Annotated in this window: 18 protein-coding genes, 1 tRNA gene and 1 pseudogene; 11 read left to right on the top strand and 9 right to left on the bottom strand. The window is 63.6% G+C overall.

Translation table 11 applies throughout. The features are described from left to right. Both cobT and A9K71_RS18210 read left to right on the top strand, forming a co-directional pair. Positions 1-1,026 (top strand): nicotinate-nucleotide--dimethylbenzimidazole phosphoribosyltransferase, encoded by a 1,026-nt coding sequence (gene cobT, locus A9K71_RS18215; RefSeq protein ID WP_066998717.1) that lies wholly within the window; start codon positions 1-3, stop codon positions 1,024-1,026. 93 nt (positions 1,027-1,119) lie between these two features. Continuing rightward, positions 1,120-1,512, top strand: coding sequence for a hypothetical protein (locus tag A9K71_RS18210; protein ID WP_066998714.1), 393 nt, complete (start codon positions 1,120-1,122; stop codon positions 1,510-1,512). A gap of 45 nt (positions 1,513-1,557) precedes the next feature. Here A9K71_RS18210 and A9K71_RS18205 read toward each other — a convergent pair. Both A9K71_RS18205 and A9K71_RS18200 read right to left on the bottom strand, forming a co-directional pair. Beyond that, positions 1,558-1,633 (bottom strand) — tRNA-Lys (locus A9K71_RS18205). 105 nt (positions 1,634-1,738) lie between these two features. Further along, positions 1,739-2,641, bottom strand: a complete 903-nt coding sequence (locus A9K71_RS18200; protein ID WP_066998711.1) for a PhzF family phenazine biosynthesis protein — start codon at positions 2,639-2,641, stop codon at positions 1,739-1,741. Between the two features lie 132 nt (positions 2,642-2,773). On the opposite strand from A9K71_RS18200, the gene A9K71_RS18195 reads away from it, so the two are divergent. The 3 genes from A9K71_RS18195 to A9K71_RS18185 are packed head-to-tail and all read left to right on the top strand — an operon-like array spanning position 2,774 to position 5,982. Further along, on the top strand, positions 2,774-4,060 hold the full coding sequence (locus tag A9K71_RS18195) for an efflux RND transporter periplasmic adaptor subunit (RefSeq protein WP_066998814.1): 1,287 nt from the start codon (positions 2,774-2,776) through the stop codon (positions 4,058-4,060). 3 nt (positions 4,061-4,063) lie between these two features. Further along, positions 4,064-4,768 (top strand): ABC transporter ATP-binding protein, encoded by a 705-nt coding sequence (locus A9K71_RS18190; protein ID WP_066998708.1) that lies wholly within the window; start codon positions 4,064-4,066, stop codon positions 4,766-4,768. Next, the gene (locus A9K71_RS18185) at positions 4,765-5,982 is read left to right on the top strand and encodes an ABC transporter permease (RefSeq protein WP_066998705.1); all 1,218 of its coding nucleotides are present in this window, start codon (positions 4,765-4,767) and stop codon (positions 5,980-5,982) included. The genes A9K71_RS18190 and A9K71_RS18185 overlap by 4 nt, the downstream gene beginning before the upstream one ends. 28 nt (positions 5,983-6,010) lie before the next feature. On the opposite strand, the gene A9K71_RS18180 is transcribed toward A9K71_RS18185, so the two are convergent. Then, positions 6,011-6,730 (bottom strand): hypothetical protein, encoded by a 720-nt coding sequence (locus A9K71_RS18180; protein WP_066998703.1) that lies wholly within the window; start codon positions 6,728-6,730, stop codon positions 6,011-6,013. Between the two features lie 4 nt (positions 6,731-6,734). Then, complete coding sequence (locus A9K71_RS18175) at positions 6,735-7,847, bottom strand: endonuclease/exonuclease/phosphatase family protein (RefSeq protein WP_066998700.1); 1,113 nt, start codon at positions 7,845-7,847, stop codon at positions 6,735-6,737. Positions 7,848-8,009: 162 nt separating this feature from the next. On the opposite strand from A9K71_RS18175, the gene A9K71_RS18170 reads away from it, so the two are divergent. Both A9K71_RS18170 and A9K71_RS18165 read left to right on the top strand, forming a co-directional pair. Next, a complete protein-coding gene (locus A9K71_RS18170) occupies positions 8,010-8,606 on the top strand; it encodes a BA14K family protein (RefSeq protein WP_066998698.1) in 597 nt (198 codons plus the stop codon). A gap of 164 nt (positions 8,607-8,770) precedes the next feature. Beyond that, a complete protein-coding gene (locus A9K71_RS18165; protein ID WP_348626998.1) occupies positions 8,771-9,100 on the top strand; it encodes a PilZ domain-containing protein in 330 nt (109 codons plus the stop codon). Between the two features lie 6 nt (positions 9,101-9,106). Here A9K71_RS18165 and ilvC read toward each other — a convergent pair whose 3' ends face one another. From ilvC to A9K71_RS18150, 3 genes are all read right to left on the bottom strand, one after another. Beyond that, positions 9,107-10,126, bottom strand: coding sequence for a ketol-acid reductoisomerase (gene ilvC, locus A9K71_RS18160; protein ID WP_066998695.1), 1,020 nt, complete (start codon positions 10,124-10,126; stop codon positions 9,107-9,109). Positions 10,127-10,255: 129 nt separating this feature from the next. Then, positions 10,256-10,933, bottom strand: a complete 678-nt coding sequence (locus tag A9K71_RS18155; protein WP_066998692.1) for a TetR/AcrR family transcriptional regulator — start codon at positions 10,931-10,933, stop codon at positions 10,256-10,258. 128 nt (positions 10,934-11,061) lie between these two features. Continuing rightward, a complete protein-coding gene (locus A9K71_RS18150; RefSeq protein WP_066998689.1) occupies positions 11,062-11,517 on the bottom strand; it encodes a MarR family winged helix-turn-helix transcriptional regulator in 456 nt (151 codons plus the stop codon). A 95-nt stretch (positions 11,518-11,612) separates the two neighbouring features. Between A9K71_RS18150 and A9K71_RS18145 the strand changes: the two genes are divergently transcribed. Further along, positions 11,613-11,918 (top strand): Rieske (2Fe-2S) protein, encoded by a 306-nt coding sequence (locus A9K71_RS18145; RefSeq protein ID WP_066998687.1) that lies wholly within the window; start codon positions 11,613-11,615, stop codon positions 11,916-11,918. A 1-nt stretch (position 11,919) separates the two neighbouring features. Further along, on the top strand, positions 11,920-12,639 hold the full coding sequence (locus A9K71_RS18140; protein WP_066998685.1) for a glutathione S-transferase family protein: 720 nt from the start codon (positions 11,920-11,922) through the stop codon (positions 12,637-12,639). Between the two features lie 93 nt (positions 12,640-12,732). Here the strand turns inward: A9K71_RS18140 and A9K71_RS18135 are convergent, their stop codons facing one another. After that, entirely contained in the window at positions 12,733-13,143 is a 411-nt protein-coding gene (locus A9K71_RS18135; RefSeq protein WP_066998811.1) for a helix-turn-helix domain-containing protein, read from the bottom strand. 166 nt (positions 13,144-13,309) lie between these two features. On the opposite strand from A9K71_RS18135, the gene A9K71_RS18130 reads away from it, so the two are divergent. Next, complete coding sequence (locus A9K71_RS18130) at positions 13,310-14,203, top strand: SDR family oxidoreductase (RefSeq protein ID WP_066998682.1); 894 nt, start codon at positions 13,310-13,312, stop codon at positions 14,201-14,203. Between the two features lie 34 nt (positions 14,204-14,237). Here A9K71_RS18130 and A9K71_RS18125 read toward each other — a convergent pair whose 3' ends face one another. After that, positions 14,238-15,224, bottom strand: a complete 987-nt coding sequence (locus tag A9K71_RS18125; protein WP_245299674.1) for an aldehyde reductase — start codon at positions 15,222-15,224, stop codon at positions 14,238-14,240. Positions 15,225-15,296: 72 nt separating this feature from the next. Here A9K71_RS18125 and A9K71_RS32650 point away from each other — a divergent pair. Beyond that, a pseudogene (locus A9K71_RS32650) lies at positions 15,297-15,399 on the top strand (IS5/IS1182 family transposase); the annotation flags it as partial.

Here is a 15,399-nt window from a genome sequence, read left to right as displayed (position 1 = left end):
ATGTCCCCCCAAACAACTTCGTTCAAATCGCTCGAAGACCTTCGCGCCGCCTGCCTCGATCTGTCCGGCGGCAGCGATCCGGCCGCCGCCGCCGTTGCCCGTCGCCAGGACACGTTGACCAAGCCGCAGGGCAGTCTCGGCCGTCTGGAAACGATCGCCGCGTGGTTGGCCCGCTGGCAGGGCCGCGACATGCCGAAGCTCGATGCGGTCAAGGTCTTCGTGTTTGCCGGCAATCACGGCGTCACCGCGCAGGGCGTGTCGGCCTATCCTTCGGAAGTCACTGTGCAGATGGTGGCGAACTTCGCCGGCGGCGGCGCTGCGATCAACCAGCTCGCCCGCGTCGCCGGCGCCAGGCTCGACGTCATCCCGCTCGATCTCGACCACCCGACCGGCGATTTCACGCAAGCGCCGGCCATGGACGAGCAGACCTTCCTCGCCGCGGTCTCGGCCGGCTACGACGCCGTGACCAACGATCTCGACCTCGTCTGTTTCGGCGAGATGGGCATCGGCAACACCACGCCGGCAGCAGCGATCTCGGCCGCTCTTTTCGGCGGCGGCGCGGAAAAATGGACCGGCCGCGGCACCGGCGTCGATGATGCCGGATTGATCCGCAAGATCACCGCCATAGAGGCGGGCCTGAAGCGCCATGCCGATTCGCTTTCCGACCCGCTGAAGATCGCCGGAGCGCTTGGCGGACGCGAGCTTGCGGCGATCTTCGGCGCCACGCTCGCCGCGCGCAAGAACAACGTGCCGGTGCTGCTTGACGGCTTCGTCTGCACCGCCGCCGTGGCGCCGCTGGCAAGGCTGCACCCGACCGGGCTGGCGCACACCGTCGCCGCCCATGTCTCGGCCGAAGCCGGTCATCGCCGCCTGCTCGAAGCGCTGGGCCTGCCGCCGCTGCTCGACCTCGGCATGCGGCTCGGCGAAGGCTCCGGCGCCTGCCTTGCCGTCAACATCGTCCGCTCGGCGCTGGAGTGTCATACGAGAATGGCGAGTTTCGCGGAAGCCGGCGTTTCGGAAAAATAATCTTCCTTCAAAATTTCAACGCTGTTGAAATGACGAAATAACGTCGTCTTGATTGTTTCGTGCGACAGAGATGTTTCACGGGAGATCGAAACGATGTATTTGAAGGGCCTAATATTTGTTACGTTTCTTGCTGGGATGGCACTGCCGGTCCTTGCCCAAGATCAATATGTTCGCCCGCTTCGCCCCAGCGAAGACGGATCTGCCAGAATCCAATCGTCGATTTCGATGACCCTTCCGGTCAAGGACGACGAGGACGCAGCCGCCCAGCAGCAGGCCGCACTTCGCTCTTTCTACAAGGTCGCGGCCGTCAGTTGCGCCATGGTGGCCGAGACTGTCGCCGACACCTGCGAAATCACCGGCATGACAACTAACGTCAATGCCCGGGACCGCAATGTCGGCGGTTATGGCGGGCCGCAGGTTACGGTGACCGGCCAGATCACGATGAAGGTCAAGTTCAAGGCCAGCTTGAGCAAGACAGCGCAGTAGGACTGGTGCCCGTCTCGCTTGTTTGCCGGTTTTATGAGAAGAATTTGGTGGGTGTGCACAGGATCGAACTGTGGACCCGCTGATTAAGAGTCAGCTGCTCTACCAACTGAGCTACACACCCACACCGCCGGGAAATCCAGCGTCGGCGGCGCATATAGCCGCCGGTTTGAGCGATGTCCAGCCCTGCCGGATCATTTCCCGACAAATCGCCGAATTGCCGCAGGTGTCACACAAAAAGCTGGCCTTCTGCCACTTTGATCGCATGGCCTCCGATGCGCGCGGAGGCCAGTTTTCCGCCGTCGACATTGAGTTCGAGCCGGATGCGCGAGGGCCTCCCCATTTCCAGCCCCTGCTCGATCCAAAGCTGCGAGATCCCGTCCGTTGGACCATCGAAATGCATGATGGCGCCGGCAAAGGCCGCCGCCGCGGAGCCGGTCGCCGGATCTTCGTAGGAAGGATTGCCAGGCACGATCATGCGCACATGGAAGGCGCTGTCGTGATGCACCGTCTCGCGGCAATAGACGTACGGGCTGGCGAAGGCCCATTCGCTCTTGCGCGGCGCGAGTTCGGACCATGCCTGGTTGTCCAGCCTGACTTTTGCGGCCGCTTCGAGGCCGGCAACCGGAATGGTGACGTAGGGCACGCCGGCCGACCAGAAGGAGACGCGGTGATTCTCGAAGCCGAGCTCATGCGGGCCAAGGCCAAGCGCGGCGCCGATCATTTCCGGTTCGGCGGCGAGTTCCAGCCGCTCAGGCAGTTTCGCCAAGTCGAATTCGGCGAAGGTAGCGCCATCATGCCTGCTGACCGCGCAACGCACGGGGCCGATGTTCTCCTCCAGCACAAAGATGCCAGTCGCTTCGCCAGCCTGCTCCGCAAGCGCGATAGCCGACCCAACCGTCGGATGGCCCGCGAACGGCATCTCATAATCGGGCGTGAAGATGCGTATACGGTTGCGATGCTTGGGATTTTCGGGCCACAGCACGAACACCGTCTCGGACAGGTTGAATTCGCGCGCGATCGCTTGCATGGCGGCCGTATCCAGCCCCTCGCTGTCGAGCACCACCGCCAGCGGATTCCCGGCCAGCCGCTCGGTCGTAAACACGTCGTAAAGCAAGTAGTCGCGCATCATTTGGAAAACCTTCCGCCTCGTCCCGAATTTCTGCTCGATCCCAACATGAGGGAAATTTAATTTGAAATTCGAACCTCAAGGCATGATTTGTTCACGGATAGGGACATCAATTTGTCGTTATAGGGGTCCGTGGTGGACCAGCTTGTCAATCCGCCAAACGCAGAAACCGACACTTCCATCGAAACGGCCCTCGGGCTCGATCGCAAAGGCGTGAGCCGCAAGCGCCGCCGCTTCTGGCTCTACGCGCTGCTGGCGCTGGCTGTCGTGGCGGCCGCGATCGCCGGCTACCGCTGGAACGCCGTCTCGCCGCCCCGGATCGAATACACGACCGCGCCGGCGACGACTGCCGACCTGACCGTCAAGGTGTCGGCGACCGGCACGCTGCAGCCGCTGACACAGGTCGACATCTCCAGCGAGCTTTCCGGTATCGTGCGCGCCGTCGCCGTCAACGAGAACCAGCAGGTCAAGAAGGGCGACGTTCTGGCGACGCTCGACACCGCCAAGCTCGAAGTCCAGATCGAGCGCGCCACCGCCTCGGCAAAGGCGGCGGCGGCCGCCGTCGAGGATGCCAAGGTCACGCTGCAGGAAAACCAGAATGCGGTGGTCCGCGCGAGCGCCCTCACCAAGCGCGGCATGGCGACGGACCAGTCGCTTGAGGCAGCGACAGCGACGCGCGATCGCTCCAAGGCAGCGCTCGACAGCGCCGAGGCCAATCTCGCCATCGCCGAAGCCGATCTGAAGGCCCAGCAGACCGACCTTGCCAAGAGCACCATCTACGCGCCGATCGACGGCATCGTGCTCACGCGCTCCGTCGATCCGGGGCAGACGGTCGCTTCTTCGCTGCAGGCGCCGGTGCTGTTCGTCATCGCTGCCGACTTGCGGAACATGGAGCTGCAGGCGGCGGTGGACGAGGCCGATATCGGTCAGGTCAAGCCCGGCCAGCATGCCCGCTTCACGGTCGATGCTTTCCCGGACCGTCCCTTCGACGCCGAGATCCGCGACATCTCCTATGCCTCCGTCACCACCGACGGCGTCGTCACTTACAATGCACGGCTGGAAGTCGACAACGGCGAGCTTCTGCTCAGGCCAGGCATGACCGCCACGGTCGCGGTGGTGACCCGGCAGGCCAAGGGCGTGCTCACCGTGCCGGCCACAGCCTTCCGTTACCGCCCGGCGCAACAGGCGGCCCGCGGCTGGAGCCTGCGCGACCTCTTTACCGGCCGCATGGGGCGCTCCAACCGGCAGCGCGAGGCGACGAAAGCGCCGATCGACGGCTCGCGCACGCTCTATGTGTTGGACAACGGACGGCCGCATGCGCTCAACGTCAGGATCGGCTCGACCGACGGTGAACTGACCGAGATCACGTCCGGCCTCGAGGAAGGCGCAGAGGTCATCACCGGCTCGCAGCAACGGAGCTGACCCGTGTCCGCTCCCCTGCTCATCACCTTCGACAGTGTATGGAAGAGCTATGGCGAGGGCGAAGCGTGCGTGCACGCGCTTGCCGGCGTCGATCTTGCCATCCGCAGAAGTGAGTTCGTCGCCATCATGGGACCGTCCGGCTCGGGCAAGTCGACGGCGATGAACATCATCGGCTGTCTCGACACGCCGACGGCCGGAACCTACCGCTTCAAGGGCGTCGATGCCGGCCGGCTCGACCGCAACCGCCGCGCCCTGTTGCGCAACCTTTATGTCGGCTTCGTCTTCCAGGGCTACAATCTCCTGCCCCGCACCACGGCGGCGGAGAACGTCGAGCTGCCGCTGATCTATCGCGGCGTTTCCGCCCGCGAGCGCCGGGAGCTGGCCATGCAGGCGCTCGCCCAAGTCGGACTTGTCGGGCGCGAGCATCACACGCCGGCCGAGCTCTCGGGCGGCCAGCAACAGCGCGTGGCGATCGCGCGTGCCATCGTCACCAAACCGACTCTGCTCGTCGCCGACGAGCCCACCGGAAATCTCGACACCGCGCGCACGCACGAAATCATGGAATTGCTGACCAGGCTGAACGCCGAACTCGGCCTCACCATCGTCATGGTCACGCACGAAGCCGACGTCGCGGCATATGCCGGGCGCACGGTGCGCTTCCTCGACGGCCACGTCGCTTCAGATACAGCGAAAGCCGAGGCAGCATGATCTGGGAAACCGTCCGCCTTTCGCTGATTTCCATCCGCCGGAACGTGCTGCGCTCGTTCCTGACCCTGCTCGGCATCGTCATCGGCGTCGCCGCAGTCATCGCCATGCTCACCATCGGCTCCGGCACCACCGAGAAGGTCAAGACCGACATCTCGAAACTCGGCAGCAACCTGCTCGTCGTCCGCTCGGGCCGTCCGGCAGGGCCTGGCGGCCCGGGCGGGCTCGACCAGGTCACCCGACCGCTGGCCGCCAAGGACCTCGAAGCACTGGCTGCCCATCTCAGCAGCGCACGCGCCATCGCACCGGCGTCGCAAAAACAGGTGCGGGTCATCTTCGGGACGGAGAGCCTGACGTCGGGCGTTACCGGCACCGACAGCGCCTATCTCGACGCGCGCGACTGGAAGCTGGTGTCGGGCCGTCCCTTCAGCGATTCCGAGACGCGCGCCGGCGCCGGCGTCTGCCTGATCGGCGAGACGGTGCGGCAGCAGTTCTTCGGCGCCGGCGATCCGGAGGGCGAGACGATCCGCGTCAACCGCACCTCCTGCCGGATCATCGGCTTGCTCGAGCCCAAGGGTTACACCGGCTTCGGCCAGGATCAGGACAATGTCGTGCTGATGCCGCTGGCCGCCTACCAGCGGCGCATCGCCGGCAACCGCGACATCGACTCGATCTACATCGCCGCCGACGACAGGACGCCGACCACCGAACTGCAGCCGCGCGTCGAGGACATCCTGCGCGACACGCGCCGCATCACGCCGGACCGCGATGCCGATTTCTCGATCCGCGACATGACCCAGATCGCCGACGCCATGACAAGCGCCACCACCACCATGACCGGCATGCTGGGTGCCGTCGCCGGCGTCAGCCTTCTGGTCGGCGGCATCGGCATCATGAATATCATGCTGGTATCGGTCACTGAGCGCACGCGCGAGATCGGCATCAGGCTGGCGATCGGCGCGCACGAAAAACACATCCTGATCCAGTTCCTGGTCGAGGCGACGGTGTTGTCGCTGCTTGGCGGCATCATCGGCATCCTGATCGGACTGGCGCTCGCAGGCCTGGCCTCGGCGACGTTGACGATACCCTTCGCGCCGAGCCCGGCGGTCATCCTGCTCGCCGTCGGTTTTTCGGCGCTGATCGGCATGGTGTTCGGCTTCTTCCCGGCACTGCGCGGCGCGAGGCTCGATCCGATCGAGGCGCTAAGGCACGAGTGAACCGCCGCGTCGTCGGCCCGTGACCGAGTCAGACCAGCTCGTTGGCGAAATGCCACTCGATCAGCGGCTTCATGTGCCCCATCAGCCCGACCGGCAAGTCGGTTGCGTTGCGGATGATGACCGGACTTTCGATCTCGGGCTCCGCTTCGGTTGCAACGAAGGCGCTGATGCGCCGCGCAAGCTCTTCCGCCGGCTCGGGAACGTGATAGCGGCGGAAGATCACCGTGCCGCTCGAAGTCGACAGCGTATAGTAGCGCTGTCCGCGGGCGGCGCCCGACAGATCGATCCCGGTTTCCTCGCCAACCTCGCGGATCATGTTGAAATCTATATCGACGACGCCGTCGCGGAAATCGATCGGCTCGAAGGAGCCGGCGGCGAAATAGACGCGGCCGGCGTTCACCGTGTGCGAGCCCATCCGGATCGCCACCAGCGCATTGTCGCCGGCAACCAGCACGGCGTGCGCATAGGCATGTTCGGCGCCGCTCAGCTCCCGGTTTTTGCGCCACAGCATGAAAGTCGAGTACTTCACCGCATGGCAGCGGCCGATGAGCCGGCTGTCGCGATAGCTCAGCGCCGAAAGCAGCACCACGGTGCCGTCATATAGCGCCGGCTTCATCTCCATTTCGCGCCGCCAGTTTTCCGCGATCGCTGTCTGATTGTCGCGCTCGAACGGATGCGGGCTGGCAACGAGCCGTACGTCGACCGCGTCGACCGGCAAAATGACATTGCGCGGCAGGTCGAAGCTCACGGGCTCAGGCCATGTCCAGGTTGATCACCACCGGGCAATGGTCGGAGGCCTTCGGCCTGTCCCACCCGGCACGCGGAAAACGCTCTACTTCCTGGCCAGGCGGAAAGATGGTGCGCCAAGGCTGACCGTTGCGGATGATCTCCGGAACCGCGGTGGCGTTCTTCGCCGCCAAGGCCTTCGACAGCAGGATATAGTCCAATTGGCACAAATGCCGCTCTTGCGGGCCGCGCGTGTGATAGAAACTCCAGCGGTCCATCTCGGGCCGCCGCTCGACGACATTTTCGCAAAAGCCGCCGGCGGTCAGAACGTTGATCGAGGACTGGGCTTCGTCGACGACGTGGAAGCGATAGCCGTCGAAGCTGTCGCCTTCGATCTTCACGCGCTGCCGATAATCGTTCATGTCGCCGCAGATTGCCCAGCGCTTGTCGGCCGCATGGTCCTTGCCGAAGCGGTCCTCGATGATGCGGCGCACGGCCTGCGCCTCGGCGATGCGCAGTGGCATCGTCGCCTCGCGGCCATCGAGCCCGTTGCGCGGCGAGCCCATTGACTTGAAATGCACGAGATACAGCGTAAGCGGCACGCCGCCGACCGTCATGTCGATTTCCAGGCAGTCGCGCCGGAAGACGCGTTCGGTGGCCAGGTGCCCGAACGCCGCCAGCTCCGGCGTGAACAGTCCGAACTGCTCGAACGTGACATAGGCATGGCTGGTCATGCGCACGAATTCGATCGGCTGCCCCTGCGCGGTCTCGTTGCGCATCATCACGGCGACGTCGATGCCGCGGGAGTCGTTGCCGGCGGTGGTGTATTTCTGACGATAGCCCTGCCCGATCATCTTGAAGAGATAGCCATATTCGAAGGCCTTCAGCCCCTCGATGTTATCCACCTCCTGCATGCAGATGACGTCGGCGCGTGTCGCGGCTATGGCGAGCGCGGTAAGCTGGCGGGTGTCGTCGGACTGGGCGATCGCGCGCGCCTGTTCGAGCAGCCTGTATTCTGCTTCGCTCTGGATGTCGAACAGCGCCAGTGTTCGGTCCTCGTTGAGCTGGTTGCGATAGCCGGAGAAGTCGAACCTGTTCATCAGGTTCTCGACATTGAAGGTGGCGAGGCGCAGCGACATGGCCGAGACCTTTGCCCGCAAGCAATGGCGAACACAAGAGCAGACGCACGCCCGTTATGGTTGACGGAACCTTTCTGTTCATCTTCCGTTCAGATGGAAAGTTCCATCAATAGGCCTATTCCCGAGCGTTTTGGGCGTGGGGCCTTACTCGTGGAGAGTGAAATGAAACCGCTCTTGTCTTCCCTTGGATCCGGGCTTCTGGCCTTGGGTCTCTCCGCTGGGCTGACGGTGCCGTCGATTGCCGGCCCGGTCCTGCAGCCCGATATGTCGACCGTGACCAGCACGGCCGCATCCACCATCATCCCCGTTCGCGACAGCTGGGCCGGCGGCAACGACCGGCGGCAGATGTATGACTGGCGCTGGCGGCGCGGCGGTGACTGGCGCGGCCGCGATTCCAGATGGCGTGGCGGCGACTTCCGCGCACGTCATTTCTCCCGCAACTGGGATGGAGATCGCAATTGGCGCTGGCGGCATCATCGCCATCATCGCCATCGCCACTTCGACAGTGGGGGCGCGGCCATCCTTGGGCTCGGCCTAGGCCTCGGCCTCGGCAGCCTCGCCTACAACAATTTCTACAATCCCTATTATTACGATCCCTATCCGCGCTACTATCAGCCGCGGCGCATTTACCGGACCGAGCGGCTTTCCAGGGCCCATGTCCAATGGTGCTACGACCGCTACCGGTCCTATCGGGCCTGGGACAACACATTCCAGCCCTATAACGGCCCGCGCCGGCAGTGCATTTCGCCCTTTATCTGAGCCCCTCGGCACGAAGCTCAACGGCGCCCGGCGGGCGCCGTTTCTTTTTGTCAGGGCGCGCCCGACGGCGACGCGATAACCTTAAATTTAGCAGATGCGTCTATCCGTAATGCGGTGCCCCATATGACGATCGCCAGGCTGCGATCCGCTAGGACGACTCCGCCATGACCGAGAACGAGTTGAGAGGCAAGCGCCGGCAACGCGTGCTGAAGGGCGCGGCGATCCTGACCGGCATCAACAATTCCGGGGTCATGTGCACGGTGCGCAACATGCATCCTGGCGGCGCCGAACTGAAGCTGCCGATCGAGGCGCATGTGCCCGACGAATTCCTGCTTTACGTGACGAAGGACCGGATCGGCTACAAGGCGATCGTCCGCTGGCGCCGCGACGACCGCATCGGCGTGGAATTCGCGGGCACCGAGCCCATTGGCATTACGGCTGAGCGTGAGAGAAGCCGGCGGATCGCTCCGCCGGCTTTCACGAAGCATGAATAGACCAAATTAATTTTTCGCCTTGTCGACCAGCTTGTTCTTGGCGATCCACGGCATCATCGCGCGCAGCTTCGCGCCAACCTCTTCGATCTGATGACTGTCGTTGTTGCGGCGGATGCCCTTGAAGCGCGACAGGCCGGCGCGATATTCCTGCATCCATTCCGAGGTGAATTTTCCGGTCTGGATATCCTTCAGGATGCGCTTCATCTCGGCCTTGGTGTCGGCCGTGATGATACGCGGACCGGAGACATATTCGCCCCATTCGGCGGTATTCGAGATCGAGTAGTTCATGTTGGCGATGCCGCCCTCATAGATGAGGTCGACGATCAGCTTCACCTCGTGCAGACACTCGAAGTAGGCCATCTCCGGCGCGTAGCCGGCTTCCACCAGCGTCTCGAAGCCGGCGCGGATCAGCTCGACCAAACCGCCGCACAGCACCACCTGCTCGCCGAACAGATCGGTCTCGCATTCCTCGCGGAAATTGGTCTCGATGATGCCGGAACGGCCGCCGCCGACGCCGCAGGCATAGGAGAGCGCGAGGTCGAGCGCATTGCCCGAGGCGTCCTGGTTGACGGCAACCAGGCACGGCACGCCGCCGCCCTTCTGATATTCGCCGCGCACGGTATGGCCGGGGCCCTTCGGCGCGATCATGACCACGTCGACCGAAGCCTTCGGCTCGATCAGGCCGAAATGCACATTGAGGCCGTGCGCGAAGGCGATGGCGGCGCCGTCGCGGATGTTCGGCGCGATCTCTGATCTGTAGATGTCGGCCTGCAATTCGTCGGGCGTTGCCATCATCATCAGGTCTGCCCACTTGGCGGCTTCCGACACGCTCATCACTTTCAGCCCGTCGGCCTCGACCTTGTTGGCGGTCGCCGAGCCGGCCTTCAGGCCGATGGCGATCTCCTTGACGCCGGAATCCTTGAGGTTGAGCGCATGCGCCCGGCCCTGGCTGCCATAGCCGATGATAGCGACCTTCTTGCCCTTGATCAGATTGAGATCGGCGTCACGATCGTAATAGACACGCATTTCGTCTTCCTTCCCGTTTTGAAGATCAGAGCATGATGCCGAAAAGTGTGAAGCGGTTTTCGGACGACATCATGCTCTATCTCTTGGATTTGGAGCCGGATTCAGATTTCAGGTCGACTTGACCTGAAATCATCCGGCTCCGGGACCTTGCGGCCGGTTGTTTGCTCTCCCGGTCCTTGAGCCGTAAAGAGCGAGAAACTGCTGCGTCGCGCGGGCGGCATCGCCGCCGATCGTCGCCTCGGTCAATTGCAGCCGGTCGCCGAGCAGAAGCCGCATCTGCACATCGCGGCCGACCAGACCGAAAAACGTCCGGAACGCCGTCTCAGCGTCCTCTAAGTCGAGCAGCCCGGCCTCGCGTCCCGCTTCGAGCACGGGCTTCAGACGCCTGGCCAGCGCGAAACGCCCATTCTGCAGCACGATTGCGCCAAGGTCATCCTTCCCGGAGCCGGCATGGCCGACCGCGACACGGTTGAGCGCGATAGACGTATCGCTGGAGATGACCCTCAGCCAGTCGGAAGCGAAGCGTTCGAGGCTTGCGGTCAGCCAAGCGAGGTCGAGCCCTTTGCGGTCGACCGGCGCCACGCGCACTTTCGAGGCCTGCCATTGCACCGTCGCCGTCAGCAGCCCGTCGCGGTCGCCGAACCATTTGTAGAGTGTTTCCTTGGAGCAGCTTGCCCGCCGCGCCACGGCGGTCATGGTCAGGTTGTCGCCGTCTTCGACCAGTAGGCGAAGTGCTGCGTCCAGAACGGCCTGCTGCCGCTCGGTAAGCGTTTCGCTGCTGTCGGTGTCGGCGGCGGCTTGCAACACGTTTTCACCCGTTCCCGGTCGCTCAATAATGCGTACCGTACGTTACGGTTCGGCTTATTGCGCATTCGGGTTTCCAACGCAAGGGGCTGGGGCGAAAAAATCTGACGGTACCCACAAAGACTCGTGAGCTAATCGCCGGCCAGTGGCTCGCGCAGCCGCCCGAGCAGCGCAGCCAGCGTTTCCAGCTCCTTGGCGGAAAGCTTGTCGCCCATCAGCTCGGCTATGGAGGCGCCATAGACGGCCCAGATGCGGCGGCGCATCTCCCGGCCGCTTGGCGTGATGCGCACTGTCTGGCCACGGCCGTCATCCGAGACAGGCAGCTTTTCCAGCAGGCCATCCGCTTCCAGCCGGGCCAGCAGTCGCGACACGTTGTACTGCGCCAACAGAACGCGATCGATCAGCTCGAACGGCCGCAAGCCGCCCTCGCCCGCCTCGGCAAGCTCGTGCAACACGTCGTACCAGGCGAGCGGCGGCAAGCCGCCGGCTTTCAGGGCATACTCGGTCTTTTCGACCAGCTGGCGCGAAACGCGCATCAGGCGGCCCCAGGCTTTGACGGCCTCGGGCGCAGGAGATTTTCTCGTCATCGAGAAACTTTATTCGATAGATGCATTTGCATCAAGCTTGACGGTCGATGCAAATGCATTCATATAGATGCAATTGCATCGATAAGGAGTTCCCGATGAAACATGAGATCTGTAAAGTGGCCGACATCCCGCAGACCGGCAGCCTGATCGCGCCTTTCTTCGGCCGCGAGGTCCACGTCTGGCGCAGCGGCGAGCGTGTCCGTGCCGCGGCCAATGCCTGCGTGCATTTCGGCGGGCCACTCGACTGCAAGGACGGCGCCTTCATCTGCCAGTGGCACGGCGCCCGCTTCGACATGCAAAGCGGCGAGCGCCTCGTAGGCCCGGCGCCGAAGGGCTCGCGGCTGATGTTCCTGTCGACCCGCGTCGAGGACGGCGCGCTGAACTATGTCTGGGGAGAATAAGATGACGGCCAACCTCACCCTCGTCAGCCATCACCTTTGCCCCTACGTCCAGCGTGCGGCAATCGCCCTCGCCGAGAAAGGCGTGCCGTTCGAGCGGGTCAATGTCGACCTTGCCAGCAAGCCCGACTGGTTCAAGGCTATCTCGCCGCTCGGCAAGGTACCGCTGCTCTGCGTTCGAAACGGTAGCAAGGAGGAGATCATTTTCGAATCCGCCGTCATCCTCGAATTCCTCGAGGAGACGCAGGCCAATCCGTTGCACCCGGCCGATCCGCTCATGCGGGCCAGGCACCGCTCCTGGGTCGAATTCGGTTCGGCCATCCTCAACGCCATCGGGCGCTTCTATTCCGCCGCCGATGAGGCCGGCTTCCTCGAGGAAAGCAGCGACTTGTCGGAACTGTTTGAGCGTGTCGAGGCAGAACTGTCGGCAAGGCGGAGCGGTCCGTGGTTTGCTGGGAAGCGCTTCTCGCTGGTCGACGCCGTCTACGGGCCGATCTTCCGCTACTTCGACACGTTCGACGAGATCGGCGCTTGCGGCATCCTGGACGGTAAGCCTCTCGTCCAGGCCTGGCGCAAGGCGTTGAGCGACCGGCAATCGGTGAAGGAGGCTGTCAGTCCGGACTATCCGCTGCGGCTGCACGCCTTCCTTCGGGCAAAGGCATCCTATCTTTCGCGAATGATCCGGCTGCAGGCCATTGCGATTCCGCAAGCCCGATCGGCCTGAACGGGTCGATCACCGTTCCCGCGACCATGGCGGCGAGCAACTGCGGCACCGGCGCAAGCGGCGCTTTGACGCTTGTATCGGGGAAGGAAAGGCTCAGGCCTGCGCGGCATCGAAGGCGACGCGCGCCTCACGAACGGCATCGTGGTTGAGCTCGGCCCATTGGATCAGCATCTGCAATGGCGCAAACATCGAGCGGCCGAGATCGGTGAGGCTGTATTCGACGCTCGGCGGCTTGGTCGGAAAGACTTCGCGATGCACATAGCCGTCGCGCTGCAGATCGTAGAGCGTCTGCGTCAGCATACGCTGCGAAATGTCGGGCACCAGGCGGCGCAACTCCCCGAACCGGTACGGCTTCTCGGCCAAAGCCATGACCAGCAGCGAGCTCCATTTGCCGCTGATGCCCTGGATCACGTCGCGGACCGGGCAGTCGGCGAAATTGCCGCCGCCGGTCATGGCTTTGTAGACCTCGAGCTTCGATTTCAGACTGAAGATCTTGCTGTCCATCGCGACATCCATTGATCGAAACGGCCACCCGCCGGTGGTTTCCCCGCTGTGCCTACCTCCCGGAAAACTGCCTTCTTTACGGCCCCTGGTCAATTCTTATTTTAGTGCTGGTCTCTTTTTGAGACTATCGTTCAAATCCCTTCGACGCAATTTTCAGGAACCTCCCATGACCGAAACTCTCCTCGTCACCGGCGCTTCCGGCCATCTCGGCCGCGCCGTGATCAACCATCTGCTCGATGCGCAGAAAGTCGCGCCGGCAAATATCATCGCAACCACGCGCAATCCCGAAAATCTCGGCGACCTGGCAGCCCTCGGCATTGTCGTCAGGCCGGCCGATTTCGACGATCCGGCCTCGCTGGAGCGCGCGTTCAAAGGCGCCGACCGAGTGCTGATCGTCTCGACCGGTGAGCTCGACCTGAAGAGCGACCGGCGCCTCAAGCAGCATCAGGCCGCGGTTGCCGCAGCCAAGGCGGCAAGCGTCTCGCACCTCCTCTACACCTCGATGCCTAATCCCGAGCCGGTCTCGCCGGTGCTGTTTGCCGCCGACCACTACGGCACCGAGCAGGCCATCAAGGCGAGCGGCATTCCCTACACCATCTTCCGCAACGGCTGGTACCAGGAGAACCTTTTCATGGCGCTGCCGCACGCCATTTCGTCGGGCAAGTGGTACACGTCGGCCGGCGACGGGCGGATCGCGCACGCCGCGCGCGACGACATGGCCGCCGCGATCGCCGCGAGCCTCGCTTCCGGCTCGACGGAGAGCCGCGTCTACACGCTGACCGGCCCGCATGCCTACACGACGAACGAAATTGCCGCTCTGGTGAGCGAAGTCACCGGCAAGCCGCTGGAGGTTATCCAATTGCCTGACGAGGCCCTGACCGAGGGCGTCAAGGCGGCCGGCCTTCCCGAGGACTTTGCGCGCATTGTCGTTTCCTTCGACGCCAACACACGCTCCGGCCGTATCGGCATGGTGACCGACGCTATCGAGACGTTGTCGGGCCGCAAGCCGAAGACGCTGAAGCAGTTCCTGGAAGGGAACAAGGCCGCACTGCTTGGCTGAACCGTTGCGCCTGGGAGGTACCCTCCCGGGCGCGTCACCTCGACTTTTTGAGCAATCCGAGCCGGACCAAGCTTTCGCCGGTGGCGACGAGCGCTTCTTCGCGCGATCGCGGCGCCCAGCCAAGCATGCGCATGGCCTTGGCCCCGGTTGCGTTCCTGGCCTTGCCCAATTCCGTCACGATCTGAGCCGCTTGCCCGTCGAACAGTCCGACGGTCCGGACCAGCCAGTCCGGCAGCATTCTCGTCGTAACGCGCGACGCAACGCTGCCCAGCCGCGATTTCAACGTTTGTGCGATCGCCAGCGTCGTCATGAAATCGCCGCTGATGGCGAGGAACCGCTCCCCCTTGGCGGCGGGACTGGTCATGGCGCGCAGATGCAGATCCGCCACGTCCCGCACATCGACCACACCGAACACCATGCGCGGCAGACCCGGCATCTCGCCGTCCAGCAAGCGCTTGATGAAGTCCGTCGAGGTCGAATGATCCGGCCCCAGAACCGGTCCAAATATCCCGACCGGATTGACGACCGTCAGTTCCAGCGCTCCGCCCTGGCTGGCAAGGAAATCCCAGGCCGCACGTTCCGCCAGCGTTTTCGACTTCACATAGGCGCTCACCTTGGCCGCCAGGTTGGTCCAGTTCTCTTCCGTGAACGGACTGCCCGGAATTGGCGTCTGGCCATAGCCGATGGCCGCAAAGGACGAAGTGAGCACCACTCGTTTGACGCCGGCATCGCGCGCGGCCCGCAGCACACGCAACGCACCCTCGCGCGCAGGAACGATCAGATCGTCCTCGTGTTTCGGCACGCCCGGCGGGAACGGCGAGGCGACATGAAGAACGTACTGGCATCCCGCGACCGCTTCCGGCCAGCCGGCGTCTGTCGTCAAATCGGCGTAGGCGAAGGAAAGCGCATCGCCCGGCTCGGCACCGCCGACCCTCAGCATGGCGAGAACATCGGCTTCGCGCTTGGCGGATCGCACTGTTGTGCGGACGCGGTAGCCTGCCTGCAACAGGGCTAGGACCAATCGACATTCAGGATTCAAAATCGCGTTGATGCATGATTCATAGGCTTCCAGATTCGATCTGGAGAGCGGTGGATGGCACGTCGATATGAACTGAGCAGCGCGCAATGGCAGCGTATCGAAGGACTGTTGCCGGGAAAGGCAGGTGATCCTGGCCGCAGCGGCGAAGACAATCGCC

The organism is Mesorhizobium sp. WSM3873 (assembly GCF_001672445.1).
In the GTDB taxonomy this organism is placed as follows: Bacteria; Pseudomonadota; Alphaproteobacteria; order Rhizobiales; family Rhizobiaceae; genus Mesorhizobium.
The sequence above is the reverse complement of the archived record's forward strand: the minus strand, read 5'-3'. Positions and strand labels throughout refer to the sequence as shown.

Excerpts from the sequence above, each read along its gene's own strand:
- cobT (WP_066998717.1), top strand. The coding sequence starts at position 1 with ATGTCCCCCCAAACAACTTCGTTCAAATCGCTCGAAGACCTTCGCGCC.
- A9K71_RS18210 (WP_066998714.1), top strand. The coding sequence starts at position 1,120 with ATGTATTTGAAGGGCCTAATATTTGTTACGTTTCTTGCTGGGATGGCA.
- A9K71_RS18200 (WP_066998711.1), bottom strand. The coding sequence starts at position 2,641 with ATGATGCGCGACTACTTGCTTTACGACGTGTTTACGACCGAGCGGCTG.
- A9K71_RS18185 (WP_066998705.1), top strand. The coding sequence starts at position 4,765 with ATGATCTGGGAAACCGTCCGCCTTTCGCTGATTTCCATCCGCCGGAAC.
- A9K71_RS18175 (WP_066998700.1), bottom strand. The coding sequence starts at position 7,847 with ATGTCGCTGCGCCTCGCCACCTTCAATGTCGAGAACCTGATGAACAGG.
- A9K71_RS18170 (WP_066998698.1), top strand. The coding sequence starts at position 8,010 with ATGAAACCGCTCTTGTCTTCCCTTGGATCCGGGCTTCTGGCCTTGGGT.
- A9K71_RS18165 (WP_348626998.1), top strand. The coding sequence starts at position 8,771 with ATGACCGAGAACGAGTTGAGAGGCAAGCGCCGGCAACGCGTGCTGAAG.
- ilvC (WP_066998695.1), bottom strand. The coding sequence starts at position 10,126 with ATGCGTGTCTATTACGATCGTGACGCCGATCTCAATCTGATCAAGGGC.
- A9K71_RS18150 (WP_066998689.1), bottom strand. The coding sequence starts at position 11,517 with ATGACGAGAAAATCTCCTGCGCCCGAGGCCGTCAAAGCCTGGGGCCGC.
- A9K71_RS18145 (WP_066998687.1), top strand. The coding sequence starts at position 11,613 with ATGAAACATGAGATCTGTAAAGTGGCCGACATCCCGCAGACCGGCAGC.
- A9K71_RS18140 (WP_066998685.1), top strand. The coding sequence starts at position 11,920 with ATGACGGCCAACCTCACCCTCGTCAGCCATCACCTTTGCCCCTACGTC.
- A9K71_RS18135 (WP_066998811.1), bottom strand. The coding sequence starts at position 13,143 with ATGGACAGCAAGATCTTCAGTCTGAAATCGAAGCTCGAGGTCTACAAA.
- A9K71_RS18130 (WP_066998682.1), top strand. The coding sequence starts at position 13,310 with ATGACCGAAACTCTCCTCGTCACCGGCGCTTCCGGCCATCTCGGCCGC.